This window comes from Nioella nitratireducens (assembly GCF_001879715.1).
In the GTDB taxonomy this organism is placed as follows: domain Bacteria; phylum Pseudomonadota; class Alphaproteobacteria; order Rhodobacterales; family Rhodobacteraceae; genus Nioella; species Nioella nitratireducens.
Window position 1 is genome coordinate 250,282 of record NZ_MNBW01000003.1, and the last position, 15,464, is coordinate 265,745.

A 15,464-nucleotide genomic window follows, 5' to 3' on the forward strand; every position below is an offset into this window, starting at 1 on the left:
CAGGAACGCCGTATGAACGGACTGAGTGAATACCAACTTGCCCTGATCGCTCTCGGGGCGATCGGGTTCGGGATATGGCTTCTAGTGAAGGGAGGGGATCTCACGATCGACTCGGCTGTGCGGATCGCCGAGAATTCCGGACTCTCGAAACTCTTCATCGCGGCGACGATCGTCGCCTTTGGAACCTCGGCGCCGGAACTGTTCACCTCAGTAAACGCTAACCTGAGCGGGTTCCCTGGTATCTCCGTCGGGAACGTGATCGGGTCCAACATCGCAAACGTCCTGATGGTCATCGGCGTTGCGGCTGTGATAGCACCTGTCATCATTGACCGTAAAGCGGTGCGGGTCGACACCTTTGTGATGATCGTGGCCACGATCGCGATGGCCGTAGCGGTTTGGGCCGAGATCCTGCCACGCTGGGGAGGTTTCGCCATGATCGCTGCGATCGTTGGCTATGTCGTGTACCAGTATAATGCGAGCCGGATCGACGTAGACGAGGAGGAGGACGGCGATGAGCTTCCGGGGAACCCTTTTCTTCTGGTCGCCGTGGGGATCGGCGTCCTCGTGCTCGGCTCCGAGATCCTCGTCCAGGGCGCTGTCGCCGGGGGTTACGCCCTTGGGGTGCCCGAGGCGGTTATCGGGATGACCGTGATCGCTTTTGGAACCTCCCTTCCTGAGTTGACCACCTGCGTCGCAGCAGCCCGGAAGGGGCAGTCCGACATGATCGTCGGCGGGATCGTCGGGTCGAACATTTTTAATATCCTTTCGGTGATGGCGGTCAGCGCCGCTGTGAAGCCACTGATTATCGACCCCAGTTTCGTATATTTCGACCTCCCGGTCGTGCTCGCTGTAACGGCGGTCTTCGCGGTGTTCCTGCTCTTCGTAGGTCGGATTGGCCGGATCGCCGGGATCGCGCTTGCCGTGAGTTATTTACTGTTCAACATCGCGCAATATGGGGGCGTCGCCGAAGCCCTCACATCAAACTAGAAGAATGATCTAAAACTGGCAAAAAGGAAAACACAGATGGCACTCTCGCTCTCTAAGGGTCAAAACCTCTCACTCTCGAAGACAGATCCCGGTCTTAAAAATATTCTGATCGGCCTCGGCTGGGACGCACGCGCAACTGACGGTCAAGATTTCGACCTCGATGCCTCAGTGTTCCTTCTTGCAGAGTCCGGAAAGGTCCGCTCTGACGCGGATTTCATCTTCTATAACCAGCTTCAGTCCGGCTGCGGCTCGGTAGTTCATACGGGGGACAACCGGACTGGTGAGGGGGACGGTGACGACGAGTCGGTCAAAGTGGATCTTGCGATGGTGCCGACGGATGTGCAGCGGATCGCCATCACCGTCACGATCGACAAGGCGGAGGAGAAACGCCAGTCCTTCGGCCAGGTAAGCAACGCTTTCATCCGAATTGTGAACGAGGCGACCGGCGCCGAGGTGGTCCGATATGACCTCTCGGAGGATTATTCGACGGAGACCGCAATGGTGTTTGGTGAGGTGTATCGGCACAATGGTGAGTGGAAGTTTAAGGCGATAGGCCAAGGTTACGCAGGTGGCCTGAAGGCGATGTGCCATCAATATGGTATCAACATCTGATCGCGTTCGCGATTTGAGCTTTACTCAAAATATAGAAAGGGGTTGCTAATGGCCGTTTCACTGAGCAAGGGGGGTAACGTCTCCCTCACCAAGGAGGCCCCGGGCCTCACCGCGATCACCGTCGGCCTGGGCTGGGACGCTCGCGTCACCGACGGGGCCGCGTTCGACCTGGACGCGTCTGTTTTCATATGCGGCGAGGACGGGAAAGTTCGCTCGGACACGGACTTTGTCTTCTACAATAACAAGACCGGCGCCGGTGGGGCGGTACAACACACCGGCGACAACACGACCGGCGAGGGGGACGGGGATGACGAACAAGTCAAGGTCGACCTGTCCAAGGTCCCGACGGAGGTGAAGAAGCTGGTCTTCGCCGTAACGATCCACGAGGCAGAGAGCCGGAACCAGAACTTTGGCCAGGTCTCCAACGCGTTCATGCGCGTCGTGAACTCGGTCGGCGGATCGGTACTTGCGAAGTATGATCTCTCGGAGGATTATTCGACCGAGACGGCGATGATCTTCGGCGAGATCTACCGGCACAACGACGAGTGGAAGATGAAAGCGATCGGGTCCGGCTTCGCGGGTGGGCTCGGCTCACTGGCGGCCTCCCATGGTGTCAACATGGGCTAATAATCGACCGGGCCGTCCTTACTCGGGCGGCCTCATCGATTCCTGAGCGCCACCTACGATGCTCCTGCAAAGACGAGTAAGAGGAGGTCGAAATGGCCCGACAGCATGCAAGACGGACCTGCCACTTCTGTGGGGCCCAAGCGCGCCAACCCGAGATGACGCGTCAGGCCATCTTCGTGGAGACGGGCCAGTCCAAGGCGTCCTTGTCTGGGGCCACGATCATCGGCGCCGTAGTTGGGAGCCGGTCCGCTCGTCGCTCCGTCATACGGACCCTTTTCAACACGGGCGGACGGAGCTATTATCGACAGCGCGAAGTTTGGTGCTGCGATGATCCGACCTGCGTCGATGAGGCCGTCGAGGCGTCGCGGCAGAGCCGGAAGATACGCGGTGTTCCGATCTGGGTCGGGGTTGCTGTGGCGGCAGTGGTCGGCCTGTTGATCCTCCTGATGTTCGCAGCGGCCCCGCCCGCGCTCTGACCGAAAGCCGCCCCATGTCCGAACTCACGCCCGGCGCGAACGCCGCCCTCCCCTCTGGTGACCTGAGCGTCCTGATCCGGCATGGTGTGATCCCGGGCGCCGAGATCGACGTGTCCGCCTTCCTGGTGACTGGGACCGGCAAGGTCCGGTCCGACGCGGACATGTGCTTCTACGGCCAGCCGTCGGTCGCGGGCGGCGCGGTCGCGCTCGCGGGCACCTCCGGCGGGGAGACCCGGTTCACGGTCGCCCCGGGCCGGATCCCCGCCGGGGTGGAGAAGGTGGTGTTCACCGCGACGATCCACGAGAACCGGGCCCCGTTCAGCCGGGTCCCGGAGATCGGGCTGGAGGTGGGCGGGATCAGCGGCCGGATCCCCTGCGCGGGGATGACGGAGACGGCGCTGATCCTGGCGGAGCTCTATCAGCGGAACGGGGCCTGGAAGGTCCGGGTGGTGGGGCAAGGGTTCAACGGGGGGCTCGCTAAGCTCGCCCCGCACCTCGGGGTGGAGGTCGCGGAGCCCGCGCCCGCGCCCGCTCCGCCGCCCCCGAAACCGACGCCCGCGCCCCCGAAGGCGGAGCCCGCCCCGGCCCCGAGGGTGGAGGCGGCCCCGCCCCCGAAGCCGGTCTCCCTGACCAAGGTGACGCTGACGAAGAGCGGGGCGTCTTCGCGGATATCGCTCGACAAGTCCGCTGGCGGGGTCGTCCGGGTGACCGCGACCTGGATCGACAACGGGGACCGGCGGTCCGACAACGACGACCTGGACCTGCGCGCCGGGATCCTGATGCCGGACGGGTCGATGCACTGGCTCGCCGCGTCCCATCCGGGCGGGCTCACCGCTTCCCCCTTCGCCCGCCACATGGGGGATGTTCGCAGCGCAACACGTGACGCGCCCGGCACTGAGATCATCGAGGTGGACGCGGGTATTTCCCACAAGCTGGGCGGTCCGGTCGGGCTGGTCTTCTCCATCTACAGCGCGATCTCCAACGGTCCGGTCTCGATCGCCTCCCTCAAGCCGACGATGACGGTCGAGTACCGAGGAAACGTGATCCGCTGCGAGTACAGCTTCCCGGACGGTAAGGCCGCAAAAGGGGTCTACACCTACGTGATCGCGACGATCCTCGTTGACCGGGACGAGTTGGACGTGAAGCTGTCCGGCCTCACTTCAGCGCGGGGTAGCGAGAACACCCCTTGGATCACTCGTAACGGGAGCGACCTTAACGTAACTTTCGACGGGGCGCCCGTGTTCAAGAAGGGGCGCACGATGCTCGCCAGGATGCTCGGGGCTGGGACCCGGAAATACGCGAACGTGTGAATAGAAAATAGCTGTAAGATGACAGGACAGGAGATCAGACCATGACCGTTCTTTCGCCGGGCGCGAACGCCCCTCTCCCCTCGGGTGACCTTACCGTCCTGATCCGGCACGGCATGATCCCGGGCGCGGAGATCGACGTCTCCACTTTCCTGGTAACAGGTACCGGGAAGGTCCGGTCCGACGCTGACATGTGTTTCTACGGTCAGCCGTCCGTCGCCGGAGGCGCGGTCGCGCTCGCGGGTGCTTCCGGCGGAGAGACCCGGTTCACGGTTGCGCCTAGTAGGATCCCGGCCGGAGTGGAGAGGGTGATTTTCACGGCTACGATTCATGAGAACAGAGGAACCTTCGGACAGCTCTCTGAAATGGAGGTTCAGGTGGGCGTCTTGACTGGCAAGATTCCCTGTTCCGGTAGGACGGAGACCGCACTCATCTTGGCCGAGGTTTATCGGAGGAACGGGTCTTGGAAGATTCGTGTGGTCGGGCAGGGCTTCAACGGGGGGCTCGCCGCTTTGGCTACCCACCTGGGCGTGGAGATCGCGGAACCCGCACCGACACCTGCGCCTTCCCCTTCGCCAGCACCCGCCCCAGCTGCTCCGCCCTCGACGGTGAATCTGTCAAAAGTGTCGTTGACCAAACAAAACAGCACTGTCAACCTACAGAAGGATGACGGCCGTTTCGGAAAGATCCGAGTAAACCTTAATTGGAATCAGAAGGCCCAGAAAACCGGCCTCTTCTCCTTCGGCTCTTCGAATATCGACCTCGACCTCGGCGCGTTCGTCGAAATGAGGAACGGTAACCGGTCGGTCGTACAGGCTCTCGGGAACGCGTTCGGCGGTTTTGGAACCCCCCCATTCGTTAAGCTGCTGGGTGATGACCGGACCGGTGCTGTGACTGACGGCGAGTGGCTCGAGATAAACGGCGATAAGTGGGCCGATATCGATCGCATCCTGATTTACGCTTTCATCTACGAAGGCGTGCCAAACTGGCAACAAACGGACGGGGTCGTCAAAATCATCGTCCCGGGGCAGCCCGAGGTCGAGGTCCGGATGAACGAGTTTGGTGACAAACGAGGCATGTGTGCGGTAGCATCTTTGGAAAATAGCAACGGTCAGGTGCGGGTGTCTCGAGAGGTCACGTTCCACAAAGGTCATAAAGAGATGGACAGCAGCTACGGCTGGGGGTTTCGGTGGACCGCTGGTAGTAAATGATAATGCATCACGTCAGGGTCTAGAAAATGACGGATTCGTTCGACACAGACCTGTATGGGTTGGGTGTCCATGATTGTCTCTTGGGGGTCATGATTTTAGCTTCGATGTCCGACGGTGTGGTGAGGACTTCGGAACTATTGACGATTGAGAGCGTCATCGACCATTTTCCCATTTTCGCCGAATACAATGAAGCTGATGTTAAAAAGGTATGCGCTGTCATGAACGCGATATTACTGATGCCGGATGGCATCGATCGTTTCCTAACGTTTCTGAAAGTTATACTGCCCCCCAGATTACGCGAAACGGCGTACGCGATCGCGTGTGACGTTGTGGCGGCAGACGGGAAGCTGGAGCAGGCTGAACTGCGGTATCTGGAGGAGATAGCGTGTCATCTACAGGTTGACCCGCTCTACGTTGCCGCGATTGAGCGATCTACACGTGCCTTATACGCAAGGTTTTGATCGATTCTGTTTAATCCAGCACTGCGTATAGTAATCCTTCATAAAATCCAGTTCAGAGGAAAGAGTGGGGCCACTCGCGGTCGCGGACCTCCTTAAGTTGTTTTTTTAGCTCATCGATCCGTTCGAAAATCGCCATCCGCTCCGCAAAACCCGCCTCGATCCGCGCAGCGGTCTCACGGTCCGGAACTGGGACCGGTAGGCTCTTCAGATCCTTGATCGCCAGGCTTTGGATCGCGGCACCACCTGCGAGAGATCGGATGAACGCCTGAACTGTCGTGTTCGACAAGTATTCATACAGGGTGAGCTGGCTGATCCCGGACTGCTTCTTGGGGCGAAGGATCATCATGGATTGACCGGCTGTCCAGACCGCCTGCTCACCGTCACCTGGAACCAGATCCGGAACCATGCCGATGGTCCCGACGTTCCCTTTCACGGCGATCACGAGATCGCCGGGCCGGAGCTGCTGATTATAGGCCTTAACGTATTTCGCGCGGTCGACGCCTACGGTCCGGGACGGCTCCCCAACGAAGCCACGGTCTTTGATGTCCGAAGGCGCGCTCTCTCGCAGCGTATAGTCGCCAGCCGCGTCTTTTGTCAGACTTACAGGGCGGATCAGATCTACTGCTTCAGCAAGGGTGACGACTTCTGATTTCTCGAGCAGCCGATTGATGCGTTTCCGTGGACCGGTATTGAGGTATCGGTCCGGAAGAAGAACGGTATTGTTCGCCACGATTTCTTCGTGCGTGACGTCCCGTGTCAGGCCCTCGTCGGCGCGGGGTGCTGATTTCAGGAGGTCAGACCAGCCAACCCCCGGACTGACTTCCAGCCGTCCGCGCCGACCCCTTTGGGCGGCAGTTTCGTGCCCAAGGTCGACGAACCGGACTGTTTCGTGCTTTTCGTCCTGATCTGATAGAACGATCATGTTGGTCCGGACCGCGGTGTTGGAGAAAGCGAGCCCGCCCGGCACACCCATGACCGCCACCAAACGACCGCTCTCAAGTAGGTTGCGGCGAATAATCGGTTCGACCCCCACCATCCGGAACAACTCACTGTCGGTCGTCGCCAGTAGGGTGCGCGCAGCCAGGCATTCCAGCGCGTAGGCAAGTGATACGTTCTCGGCTGTCAGGCGTACGGCCTGTGCATCCGTGACCCCGACGCTCGCGAGCACCGGTTTCGGGATTGTCTCATCATCTCGAATGTCCAGCCCGAACGGAGGAAACAAGACATCGACGCTCACCTGTTCAGGATGGCCCCAAGGCCATCCTTCCTTGACGTTGATATAACCGGACAGATCAAGGAGATGAACCAGGCCAGACATCAGCCGCGCGACTTCCGCATTCGGTGTCACGAAGGTCACGCTGACAACTTCGTCTCGCGAAGCGGCATCGAAGGCGAAGGCCAGACACGGACGGAATGCTGCGCTGAACGAAAATCGAACGGCTGGAGACCCGCGAATGAGGTGGAGGATCTGATGGCAGGCGGATTCCCTCATCCAAATCCCCTCAAAGGCGGGGTCCGTGTTTCGGTCAAGAAACTCACATACCTCGTTGAACCGGACAGCTGGAGGCTTGGCTATCAGGGATGCTGCCGCCTCTTCTAAGGGTGGGATGCTGCGGGCCTCGTTCAGGCTCGCCCGCTGACCAGCGTTGGCGGCGCCCGCTCCCATCGCGCCGGCGGCCTCAATCAGGACGATGAAGGCATCGGCGGATGAGGAAGCGCTTCCGGTCCGTTCTATGGCGTTTAAGATTTCCATGACTTCCTTAAAGGTATGGGGTACTTTTCATCTAACAGTCACGGGCTGGGGCTTAGTCTGTTAGGTCTGGTTCGCCGTCGGTCTCCACCTTTCAGGCCGGGATGATATTGCACTACAGTGAATCCTTTTCTCATGTCAATAAAAAGTAATATATACTTTTATTTTACATTTGATGAGAGGGCGCGGCGGCCCCCTTCAGCTTACGATCTGACTGTTCGGCGGGCATGGTCTTTGTTGTATATAAATACTAATAAAAACAATACATTAAATAGAATTCACGTGCCTTTACGCGTCGTCGCTGCAGGCTGTGTGCGCGGCGTTCAGGATCAGTGGAAAAGAGTGATTGAGAATAAAAGCGATACATTATACATATTCTTTAACGATACCGAATCGGTCGTCTCATGACCGTTTTTTTCAAGGAGCCGGACCATGGCCACCCGCGTTGATATCATCCCCGCCCTGGCGAAGTTGTTCGACACGCTGCCGAACTCCGTCGATGTCATCGATCGTGAGCTCGCAGCCGCCGGCCTGCGTGCCCGCCTGCCGCGCGGCCGGGGTGCCGGTGCAGTAAGCGCGCTGGACCTCACACACCTCGCCTTCGCGTTGACTGGTCGCCGCGCGGTCCGGGGGGCCGCGCAAGAGGTGGACGAGATCAGTTCGCTCCCGCTTACCGGGGGAAGGTGCTTGCGTGAAGAAATGGTTCGTGAGTACCCGGATCCTGTGTTTGTGGATGAACTGGCCGCTCTGACACCGAAAGGTATCCTCGAAGGAACGTGGTCACAGCGTTATCCGCGTGATCTCCTGCCGATGGCATCAACCTTCGGGCAGTCTGTCGCCGGGATCATTGAGCGGCTCCCGGACCTGGAGAGCCGTCCTGCGTCCGAAGGAGTTTTCTTGCTCGAGGCGACGGTTTCATGGGAGCCGATTACAGCCCGCATCGAGTTTCGGCACGGCATCTACATGTTCATCGTCGACTTCGGCGGACCTCGCACGCTTAGGGAAGATAGGCCTCAGTTCACCTTCCGTTACACACAGACCTTTCTGGGAAGGCTCACCAGCATCTTTAAGGCCTGAGGGATGATGCAGTGGAGCCGAACGCCGTAGAGGAAAAGAGGAGAGTAGGATGATGACCAAGAGGACAGCACAGCTTGGCGGCCGCGAATCGGTAAGCCCTGCGGAATGGGGAACTGCGGCGTTCCTTGCTTCCCACATCTCCGCGTCGGGTTCGAGCATTGCGACATTCAACATCGCCAGTGCTCGCGGCACGATGGAAAACGGAAACTGTGTTCGTAACGGGGTGTGACCTTCAGACTACTGACGGTGTCGATTGCGGAACCGGACCGCAAGATATGGTGCCTCCAGTCAGGTTTGCGAAAAAGTGAGAGACACAGATTTTCGCGTAAGCCATTGAAATAATTAAAAAACTTTTCATCGAGTGGCGCGTCTGATAGAGGCCCCCTCGTTCGAAAAAAGAAAGTCCCCGAGTGGGGCAGTTCTGAGAAAGGAGAAACAGATGACCGCATAAACGAAAACACCTGATCTGCGCCAACAGACCAGGTGCTTCTAAAGACGACGGATCGGAACCCGCCTCTAGCTAAGGTTCTGGTAGCACTACTTGCTCCCAGATTCAAGGATTCCCCTCCGCTCGTTCTGAAACGTCTCACCGCCTTCTCCTTAGGGGGCAGGCCCGTCGAGACCCTCGCGCTGACGGATCAGCAGTCCGGTCCCCGGTCTACCGATTTGCTCCAGTGCCACAGAGAACTCCCAGGCCAAATTCCTGGCCGGGACATCCATTCAGATGATGAGGGAAAACCCATGAATTTTCACGAAACCTGCGGCATTCGGTTGCCGCGCAAGTCTCAAGCCGTCAGGGACGTGCCGATGGCCTCCGCCGGACACTGCACGACCTGGGCAGTCCTCGGTGACGATGAGGGTATCCGCGTCCAGGGCGAGAGCCTCCTTGAGATGCGTCACCAGCTTATTCTCAACGCACGGCGCGACGTCGCAAGCATCCAGGAACAGGTCCGGTTCTTTTACGGCTGGAACCCGAACAAGCCGGACGAACACGTCTTCGACATGGTCGTCACCATGCGGGATGGGCAGGTCATCGCCTACGCGGTCAAGCCGGAAATCCGGCTGAAATCCGGGCGCTTCCTGAAAGAGATGCAGGAGGTCGCCTGGTGGGTCCGGCACAAGGGTTTCGCAGATGACGTGCGCATCCTGACCGATGCGGATATCAACCGTGTGACGCTCCACAACGCCCAGATGTTCGCCGTGATGCGGAACAGCCCGGATCCGGACGCCATGGCGGCGGCGCGTCGGGTCGTTTCGGGGATGCCGGCCGGTGGCGGTTTGAGCCTGCGCGCCCTGACGATCGAAACGGGCCTTGAGGCGCGGGGATATCGGGCGCTTCTGCGTCTGCTCCGTGAAGGGGTTCTGGAAACGCTGAAGCCGGAAGCGATCACGCCGACGACCCTCGTGCGCCGGGCATCGGACCGGCCGGATCCCGGCTTGATTGCCGCCAACGACCCCTTCAGTCCTGAAGGTCCGGGTCACGGCGCCGTCGCATTCTGCGCCGCCTAAATCGGCTTCCCCTCGAAAAACACTTCCGCCCCGCGCGTCGACGACGCGCGGGCACGGTCCCTCTTTACCTGAATCCGGGCGTTCCGCCCTCCAGATAGGAGCATGACATCATGCCGAAAGACTTCCTTACGACCTACCCGACCTTCAGCCTCGATATGCACCATCGCTATCGGATCGGGGATGATGACTGGCGTTTCGTCTATAAGAACACCGAAGAGGTGACGTTCTCGGCGATCGAAGACCCGGGAAAGGTTGTCACTTTCCCCGTCGGAACCCTTAACCGCATGAACGCAGACGGGTCCGTGAAAGTTGTCCCGTTCGGTCTGATGCCCAAGGAACTCCGTCAGGCCCCGGACAACGATCTGGACCAGTTGAGCCTCGCCGGATTGTCTCCGGCACACCGTCGCGACGTCGAGGTCCGTCACGCGATGGTTCAGGGTTTTCTGTCGCTCCGTGAGGCTGGCCTTATCAAGGGCACAGACACGGCGATCACGGCCGGCATGGCGCAGGTCTGCCACGCCGCTGCGGACTTCCTGGAACAGGAACTGCCGGACCCTGAATACGCTGAGCAGGTTCGCCTCTGGAAAGAGGGGAAGGGCCGCAAGCCGAAGATGAAAAAGGACTCCGTCATCCCCACAGCGGTCAGCGCCCGGACCCTCAGGAACTGGCTCAAGGCGTACAAACTCGAGGGGAAGAAGGGCCTGATCGACAGTCGTCACAATCAGGGAAACAGGAACACCAAGTTTGCCCTCGAGGAGGTTTCCCTGATGGCGAGGGTGGTCAACGACAGTTACATGACGCTCGAGCGCAAGACCGTGCCTCGGGTGTACGAGGATATGCAGATCGCGTTCCGTGACGCAAACGAGCGCCGGACTGACGAGGGGAAAGCATCGCTGAAATGTCCCAGTCGTAAGACGCTGTACGCGTTCATCGGCGCGATGGACAAGTTCCGCAAACTCGTTGCTCGGCATGGCCAGAAAACGGCCATGAAGAAGATGAGGGCCGTCAAGACCGGTCTTCACGTCGCTCGGCCCCTCGCAAGGGTCGAGATGGACGAATGGAAGATCGACATCCTGACCATTCTGACCAAGAGCGGCCTCCTTCTCTTCTTTGAAGAGGAGGATCTTAAAGAACTGGGACTGCTGGACCGCACGAAACGCTGGTGGCTGGTCACCGCCATCTGCTGCCGGACCCGGCTGATCCTCGGGATGGTGTTGACCGCAAACCCGAAATCCTCGGCGGCCATTAAGTGCCTGAAGATGGTGATGAGCGACAAGGGAACGTTTTCCGATGCGGTCGGGGCGCTCTCGCCTTGGTCGATGTTCGGAACCCCTGAGGTTCTCGCCGTCGACAATGGCAGCGCCTTCAAGTCAGTCGCCTTCACTACCGCATGCGCGGACGCTGGGATTATGAAGGTCGCGACGATCGCTGGCGACCCCGCAATGCGCGGTCGCGTCGAGAGCCTGTACAATACGCTCGGGCACTCATTGATGCCGCGTCTGACGGGGCAGACATTCCGGAACACCCTCATGCGGGGAGACCACCCCGCCGAAAAACGGGCCTGTCTGAGCCTTGAGGATCTCGCGTTCGCCCTTGTCCGCTGGGTTGTCGATATCTACCACAACCAGCCGCATGATGGGCTGGGTGGGCGGACGCCTCTCGCCCAATGGGAAGCGGACATGAAGGACGGGAATTACCCGCTCCATTCCGCGCCTACCCAGCGGCAGAAACGTCTCGCCTTTGGACTGTCGTTGAAGCGCATCGTTCAGAAGGATGGGATCCGTGCACTGAATGTGAACTACCACTCCGGTGATCTTGCCCGGTGGTTTCTGAAGAACGGATCGCAAGCCGTGGAGGTTCGCTGGTTCGACGAGGACCTCGGCGTTGTCGAAGTGCTGCTCGACGGTCAGTGGACCGAGGTGCCCGCTACCACCGATTTGTTCAACGGCGTTGACGCCAGCACCTGGAGCGCGGCCCGGCGGGCGCTCCGCGCCAAGGACCCCAAGCGAAAAGCGTGGGAGGAAGAGGCGATCTTCGGCGCCATCCGGTCCATCGAGGCACTGACCGCTGCACGCAAGGCAGCCTACAACGTCCTCGACCATGGCTGGACGATCGAGCGGTTCAGTCAGGTCGAGGACGAGGCTGTGGTGTCCTTCGACATCGTCCCTAACCGTCCTGTCACCACCGAGGCTGCAGACAGCTACGGCATGTCCGTCGTCCCCGAGGAACCGGATAATCCGACCAAAGCCCGGGCCGCCATCGACAAGGCACCGGAAGTCGCCCCCGCGAAGGGCGAGTGGACCATCGGCGACTGATCGCCCCTCAAGCATAGGAGAAGAAAGATGAAGTATTCGCGCTACGAGATCAGCCAGATCATCGAGGCCTTGAATGATCTGCACGTCACCACCGAAAACGACAAGGAGTTCGAGGAGCACCTCTCCCACCTGTTCAAGGTGGGAGAAGATGATGAGCTCACCCATGAGCCCATGCGGTTCACGCGCGGGAATGAGGCGCACGGCATCATCTATATCGATGGTTCCGGTGGCGGGAAGTCCACGACCATTCACAGGGGCCTGACGCGCTTCAAGGCCCTCGCGGAAAACCCCGAAACCACGCTGCCGCGCTGGGTGCCCGTGATCGTCAAGAACCCCGCCACGCTGCGCAGCCTCGGTTGCGACATCCTGAACCAGCTGGGGGTCGACAAGGTCAGTGATCGGGCGAAGGTGTACGAAATCTGGGATATGGTCCGGCACCGCCTCATGGTGATGGGCATTTCGCTGCTCTGGCTGGATGAGGCGCACGACATGTTCAAGAAGCCGACCTCCACGGAAACGGAGAACATGCTCCTCATGTTGAAAACCCTGATGCAGGGGGATCATGCGGTGGTTGTCGTCCTGAGCGGGACCGAACGCCTGTCCGCGATAACCGGGGTCGAATCCCAGGTTAATCGGCGGTTCAGCAAGATCCGGCCGAAGCCGCTTAAATTCGGGGCGGATGACGATCGGGTCTCGGGCCTGATCAACAGCTACGCAGAGCGCGCCGGCCTGAAAACCGACCTGCGCGGGGATGCGATCATGCGCCTCATGCACGGGAGCCGCTATCGTTTCGGTCGGTGCATGGAGACGATCATTCGCGCCATTCGCTGCGCCCTCGAAGACGGGGCGGATGCCCTTAAGATCGAGCATTTCGAGATCGCGTGGGGCCAGCTGGAGGGGTGTGAAGTCGCCTTGAACGTGTTCGCGATGAACGACTGGCCTTCGCTCGTACTCGAAGATGAAGAGGCGCAGGAGGCCGCAAATTCCGGATACGCACCCAAGAAGGCGGCGAAATCCAGGAAGGGGAGGGGCTGATCATGGCCCTTCATCCCATCCTGCCGGTGATCGACGGTGAGAGCCTGACCTCTTACCTTTCACGGGCGGCACACTTTCATGCGCGGGCGCACGTATACGCGTTCCTCGACATGATCGAGTTCCCGAGGTCCGCCGCCATGGCCCCCGACACTGGAGCCCTGTGTCGCCTGTCCGGTCTGTTGGGGCTGCCCCATGAGACCTTGACGCGCATGACGTTCGTTTCGCTCGGCAACCGGGCCCGGTCCCTCTGTGGGGAAGTCGTGCATGCCGAATTCGCGAAGCTGGACAAGACCAGCTTCTGCCCGGCCTGCCTGCTCGCAGATGCTCACCAGAACAGCCCGTCGGGGGGCACCCGTGTTGGACGAGTCCTTTGGCAGGTCGAACATGTCCGGGCCTGCCCGGTTCACGGGATCGCCCTCATCCGTCGTCAGAACGCGTCCTATGCTGAACGCTTCCAGCTCATGTCCGAGGTCGCACCGGATGATGCCGAGCTGCACGATCTCGTCGAGGCTGCGGCCACTTTCGCCCCGTCCGATCTGCAAACCTATGTCGAGGATCGATTGGCCGGGCGGGCCGGGCCGGCATGGTTGGATGAACAACCCCTCGATCTCGCCGCCCGCGCTTGCGAGATGTTGGGGGTAATCATCTCCGAGGGGGCCCACTGTAACCTGAACACCCTGCCGGACGCGGACTGGCATCGTGCCGGGCACGTCGGGTTCGAGTTCACCGCGCGTGGTGAGGCGGGTATTCGCGAAGCTCTGCAGTCGCTTTTCGACCAGTTCGTCGAAGATGGTTTGAAAGGGGGGCCGCAGAAGGTGTTTGGGCGGTTGTATCAGTGGCTCCAGTTCAACAAGAACGCCCGGCCCAAGGGGCCGATCCGTGATGTGGTTCGCGATTTCATCATGGATCGTTTCCCCCTTGAGGTCGGTGACGATCTTTTCGGCGAGCCCGTCGCGGTCCGGCGCGTTCACACGGTCGGCAGCCTCGCCCGGGTAACGGGTCAGCACCCCAAGACGCTGAACCGGGCCGTCGTGCTGACGGGCCTTGCCGAGGGAGATCCGGACGTTTCCCTCGGGGTCAGGAGTTTTGATGCGGTCGCCGCGGAGGCGCTGGCCCGAAGGATCGAAACCGCCATCCCGGTTCTCGCCCTCCCTAAGTTCCTGAACTGCAACCGGACCCAGGCCGAGCAGTTGGTGCGGACCGGAATGATCCCCCGGATCTCGGATCTGGACGAAGCGACCGGGGTTCTGAAGGGTGTCGCCCTTGAACACGCGGAAAGCTTTCTGACGAACCTCATGTCCAAGGCTACCCAAGTCGCCGCGCCATCTGACGGTATGCAGGACATCCTGACGGCGTCCGTCACCTCGCGCTGGCCTGTTATCGACATCGTCGGCGCGCTGGTCTCCGGCGGTCTGTCCCGTGTGGAGGTCGTGGATCCCGCCCTGAAATTCAAAGGGGTCCTCGTCGATCCGGCAGAGGTGGCGACCGCGATGGCCAACCAGACCGCGTCCGGTCTGATCAGCCTCGAACGCGCGGTGGAGGTGATCGGCTTTTCTCCGCTGGCGGCTGTGGCTGTCCTGAACATGACGGCGCCCGACGGGGACGACTATATCCCCAAGCATGTCGTGACGAACGCGAAGGGTGTCGGCGTTCGGATGTTCCGGGAAGCCGAAGTCCAGTCGTTTCGTGATAACCACATCGGCTTGGTTGAACTCGCGGCCAGCGAGGGCATGACGCCCAAATCCATGAAGGCAATCCTGTCCGAAAAGGGTATACACCCCCTTCCGGCACGTCAGGCGGCGGTCCCGAACATCTATCGTAAGTCAGACCTCGCGGCATAGACCGTAGCGGATCTACTCCGACCAGAAGCCACCCGGATGGGTGGCTTTTTTGTTGTCCCGCGCTTAATTTCTGGTGGAAGAAATGTAGGGGGTGTGGTGGAAGCCTCTTTGCGAAGGGGTGTCAGATTTTCCTTATTTTCTTGAGGCTTGGTGGCAGAAAATTCAGGGAATTTTCAACCGTAAGCGGTTCGCCGCCCCCACACTTTCGAGCTGACGTGTGATCTGCGATTCAGAGGCTTCTTTGGTTTGTGGGGAG

Annotated in this window: 13 protein-coding genes; 12 read left to right on the plus strand and 1 reads right to left on the minus strand. The window is 60.2% G+C overall.

What is annotated here, in order from left to right; genetic code table 11:
* The first annotated feature begins 12 nt into the window (after nt 1–12).
* The 6 genes from BKY27_RS04210 to BKY27_RS04240 all read left to right on the plus strand — a co-directional run bounded on the left by BKY27_RS04210 (nt 13) and on the right by BKY27_RS04240 (nt 5,681).
* Complete coding sequence (locus BKY27_RS04210; RefSeq protein WP_071673183.1) at nt 13–987, plus strand: calcium/sodium antiporter; 975 nt, start codon at nt 13–15, stop codon at nt 985–987.
* Between the two features lie 36 nt (nt 988–1,023).
* A complete protein-coding gene (locus tag BKY27_RS04215; protein WP_071673184.1) occupies nt 1,024–1,599 on the plus strand; it encodes a TerD family protein in 576 nt (191 codons plus the stop codon).
* A 48-nt stretch (nt 1,600–1,647) separates the two neighbouring features.
* Nucleotides 1,648–2,226 carry a TerD family protein gene (locus tag BKY27_RS04220; RefSeq protein ID WP_071673185.1) on the plus strand — a complete coding sequence of 193 codons (579 nt, stop codon included), beginning with the start codon at nt 1,648–1,650 and terminating at the stop codon, nt 2,224–2,226.
* A 490-nt stretch (nt 2,227–2,716) separates the two neighbouring features.
* On the plus strand, nt 2,717–4,012 hold the full coding sequence (locus BKY27_RS04230) for a TerD family protein (RefSeq protein ID WP_071673187.1): 1,296 nt from the start codon (nt 2,717–2,719) through the stop codon (nt 4,010–4,012).
* Between the two features lie 41 nt (nt 4,013–4,053).
* On the plus strand, nt 4,054–5,220 hold the full coding sequence (locus BKY27_RS04235; protein WP_071673188.1) for a TerD family protein: 1,167 nt from the start codon (nt 4,054–4,056) through the stop codon (nt 5,218–5,220).
* 26 nt (nt 5,221–5,246) lie between these two features.
* Nucleotides 5,247–5,681 (plus strand): tellurite resistance TerB family protein, encoded by a 435-nt coding sequence (locus tag BKY27_RS04240; RefSeq protein WP_071673189.1) that lies wholly within the window; start codon nt 5,247–5,249, stop codon nt 5,679–5,681.
* A 52-nt stretch (nt 5,682–5,733) separates the two neighbouring features.
* Here the strand turns inward: BKY27_RS04240 and BKY27_RS04245 are convergent, their stop codons facing one another.
* Nucleotides 5,734–7,434, minus strand: a complete 1,701-nt coding sequence (locus tag BKY27_RS04245) for an N-6 DNA methylase (protein ID WP_071673190.1) — start codon at nt 7,432–7,434, stop codon at nt 5,734–5,736.
* 429 nt (nt 7,435–7,863) lie between these two features.
* Between BKY27_RS04245 and BKY27_RS04250 the strand changes: the two genes are divergently transcribed.
* The 6 genes from BKY27_RS04250 to BKY27_RS04275 all read left to right on the plus strand — a co-directional run bounded on the left by BKY27_RS04250 (nt 7,864) and on the right by BKY27_RS04275 (nt 15,208).
* The gene (locus BKY27_RS04250) at nt 7,864–8,508 is read left to right on the plus strand and encodes a hypothetical protein (protein WP_071673191.1); all 645 of its coding nucleotides are present in this window, start codon (nt 7,864–7,866) and stop codon (nt 8,506–8,508) included.
* Between the two features lie 49 nt (nt 8,509–8,557).
* A complete protein-coding gene (locus tag BKY27_RS19890; RefSeq protein WP_146636166.1) occupies nt 8,558–8,737 on the plus strand; it encodes a hypothetical protein in 180 nt (59 codons plus the stop codon).
* 512 nt (nt 8,738–9,249) lie between these two features.
* Nucleotides 9,250–10,017, plus strand: a complete 768-nt coding sequence (locus BKY27_RS04255; protein WP_071673192.1) for a pentatricopeptide repeat-containing protein — start codon at nt 9,250–9,252, stop codon at nt 10,015–10,017.
* A 110-nt stretch (nt 10,018–10,127) separates the two neighbouring features.
* Nucleotides 10,128–12,332, plus strand: a complete 2,205-nt coding sequence (locus BKY27_RS04260) for a DDE-type integrase/transposase/recombinase (protein WP_071673193.1) — start codon at nt 10,128–10,130, stop codon at nt 12,330–12,332.
* 27 nt (nt 12,333–12,359) lie between these two features.
* Complete coding sequence (locus BKY27_RS04265) at nt 12,360–13,367, plus strand: ATP-binding protein (RefSeq protein ID WP_071673194.1); 1,008 nt, start codon at nt 12,360–12,362, stop codon at nt 13,365–13,367.
* Between the two features lie 2 nt (nt 13,368–13,369).
* Nucleotides 13,370–15,208: a TniQ family protein gene (locus BKY27_RS04275; RefSeq protein WP_084667848.1), complete on the plus strand. Its 1,839-nt coding sequence runs from the start codon at nt 13,370–13,372 to the stop codon at nt 15,206–15,208.
* Nucleotides 15,209–15,464 lie beyond the last annotated feature (256 nt).

Coding starts and splice junctions, on each gene's coding strand:
- BKY27_RS04210 (WP_071673183.1), top strand. CDS start 13: ATGAACGGACTGAGTGAATACCAACTTGCCCTGATCGCTCTCGGGGCG.
- BKY27_RS04215 (WP_071673184.1), top strand. CDS start 1,024: ATGGCACTCTCGCTCTCTAAGGGTCAAAACCTCTCACTCTCGAAGACA.
- BKY27_RS04220 (WP_071673185.1), top strand. CDS start 1,648: ATGGCCGTTTCACTGAGCAAGGGGGGTAACGTCTCCCTCACCAAGGAG.
- BKY27_RS04230 (WP_071673187.1), top strand. CDS start 2,717: ATGTCCGAACTCACGCCCGGCGCGAACGCCGCCCTCCCCTCTGGTGAC.
- BKY27_RS04235 (WP_071673188.1), top strand. CDS start 4,054: ATGACCGTTCTTTCGCCGGGCGCGAACGCCCCTCTCCCCTCGGGTGAC.
- BKY27_RS04240 (WP_071673189.1), top strand. CDS start 5,247: ATGACGGATTCGTTCGACACAGACCTGTATGGGTTGGGTGTCCATGAT.
- BKY27_RS04245 (WP_071673190.1), bottom strand. CDS start 7,434: ATGGAAATCTTAAACGCCATAGAACGGACCGGAAGCGCTTCCTCATCC.
- BKY27_RS04250 (WP_071673191.1), top strand. CDS start 7,864: ATGGCCACCCGCGTTGATATCATCCCCGCCCTGGCGAAGTTGTTCGAC.
- BKY27_RS19890 (WP_146636166.1), top strand. CDS start 8,558: ATGATGACCAAGAGGACAGCACAGCTTGGCGGCCGCGAATCGGTAAGC.
- BKY27_RS04255 (WP_071673192.1), top strand. CDS start 9,250: ATGAATTTTCACGAAACCTGCGGCATTCGGTTGCCGCGCAAGTCTCAA.
- BKY27_RS04260 (WP_071673193.1), top strand. CDS start 10,128: ATGCCGAAAGACTTCCTTACGACCTACCCGACCTTCAGCCTCGATATG.
- BKY27_RS04265 (WP_071673194.1), top strand. CDS start 12,360: ATGAAGTATTCGCGCTACGAGATCAGCCAGATCATCGAGGCCTTGAAT.
- BKY27_RS04275 (WP_084667848.1), top strand. CDS start 13,370: ATGGCCCTTCATCCCATCCTGCCGGTGATCGACGGTGAGAGCCTGACC.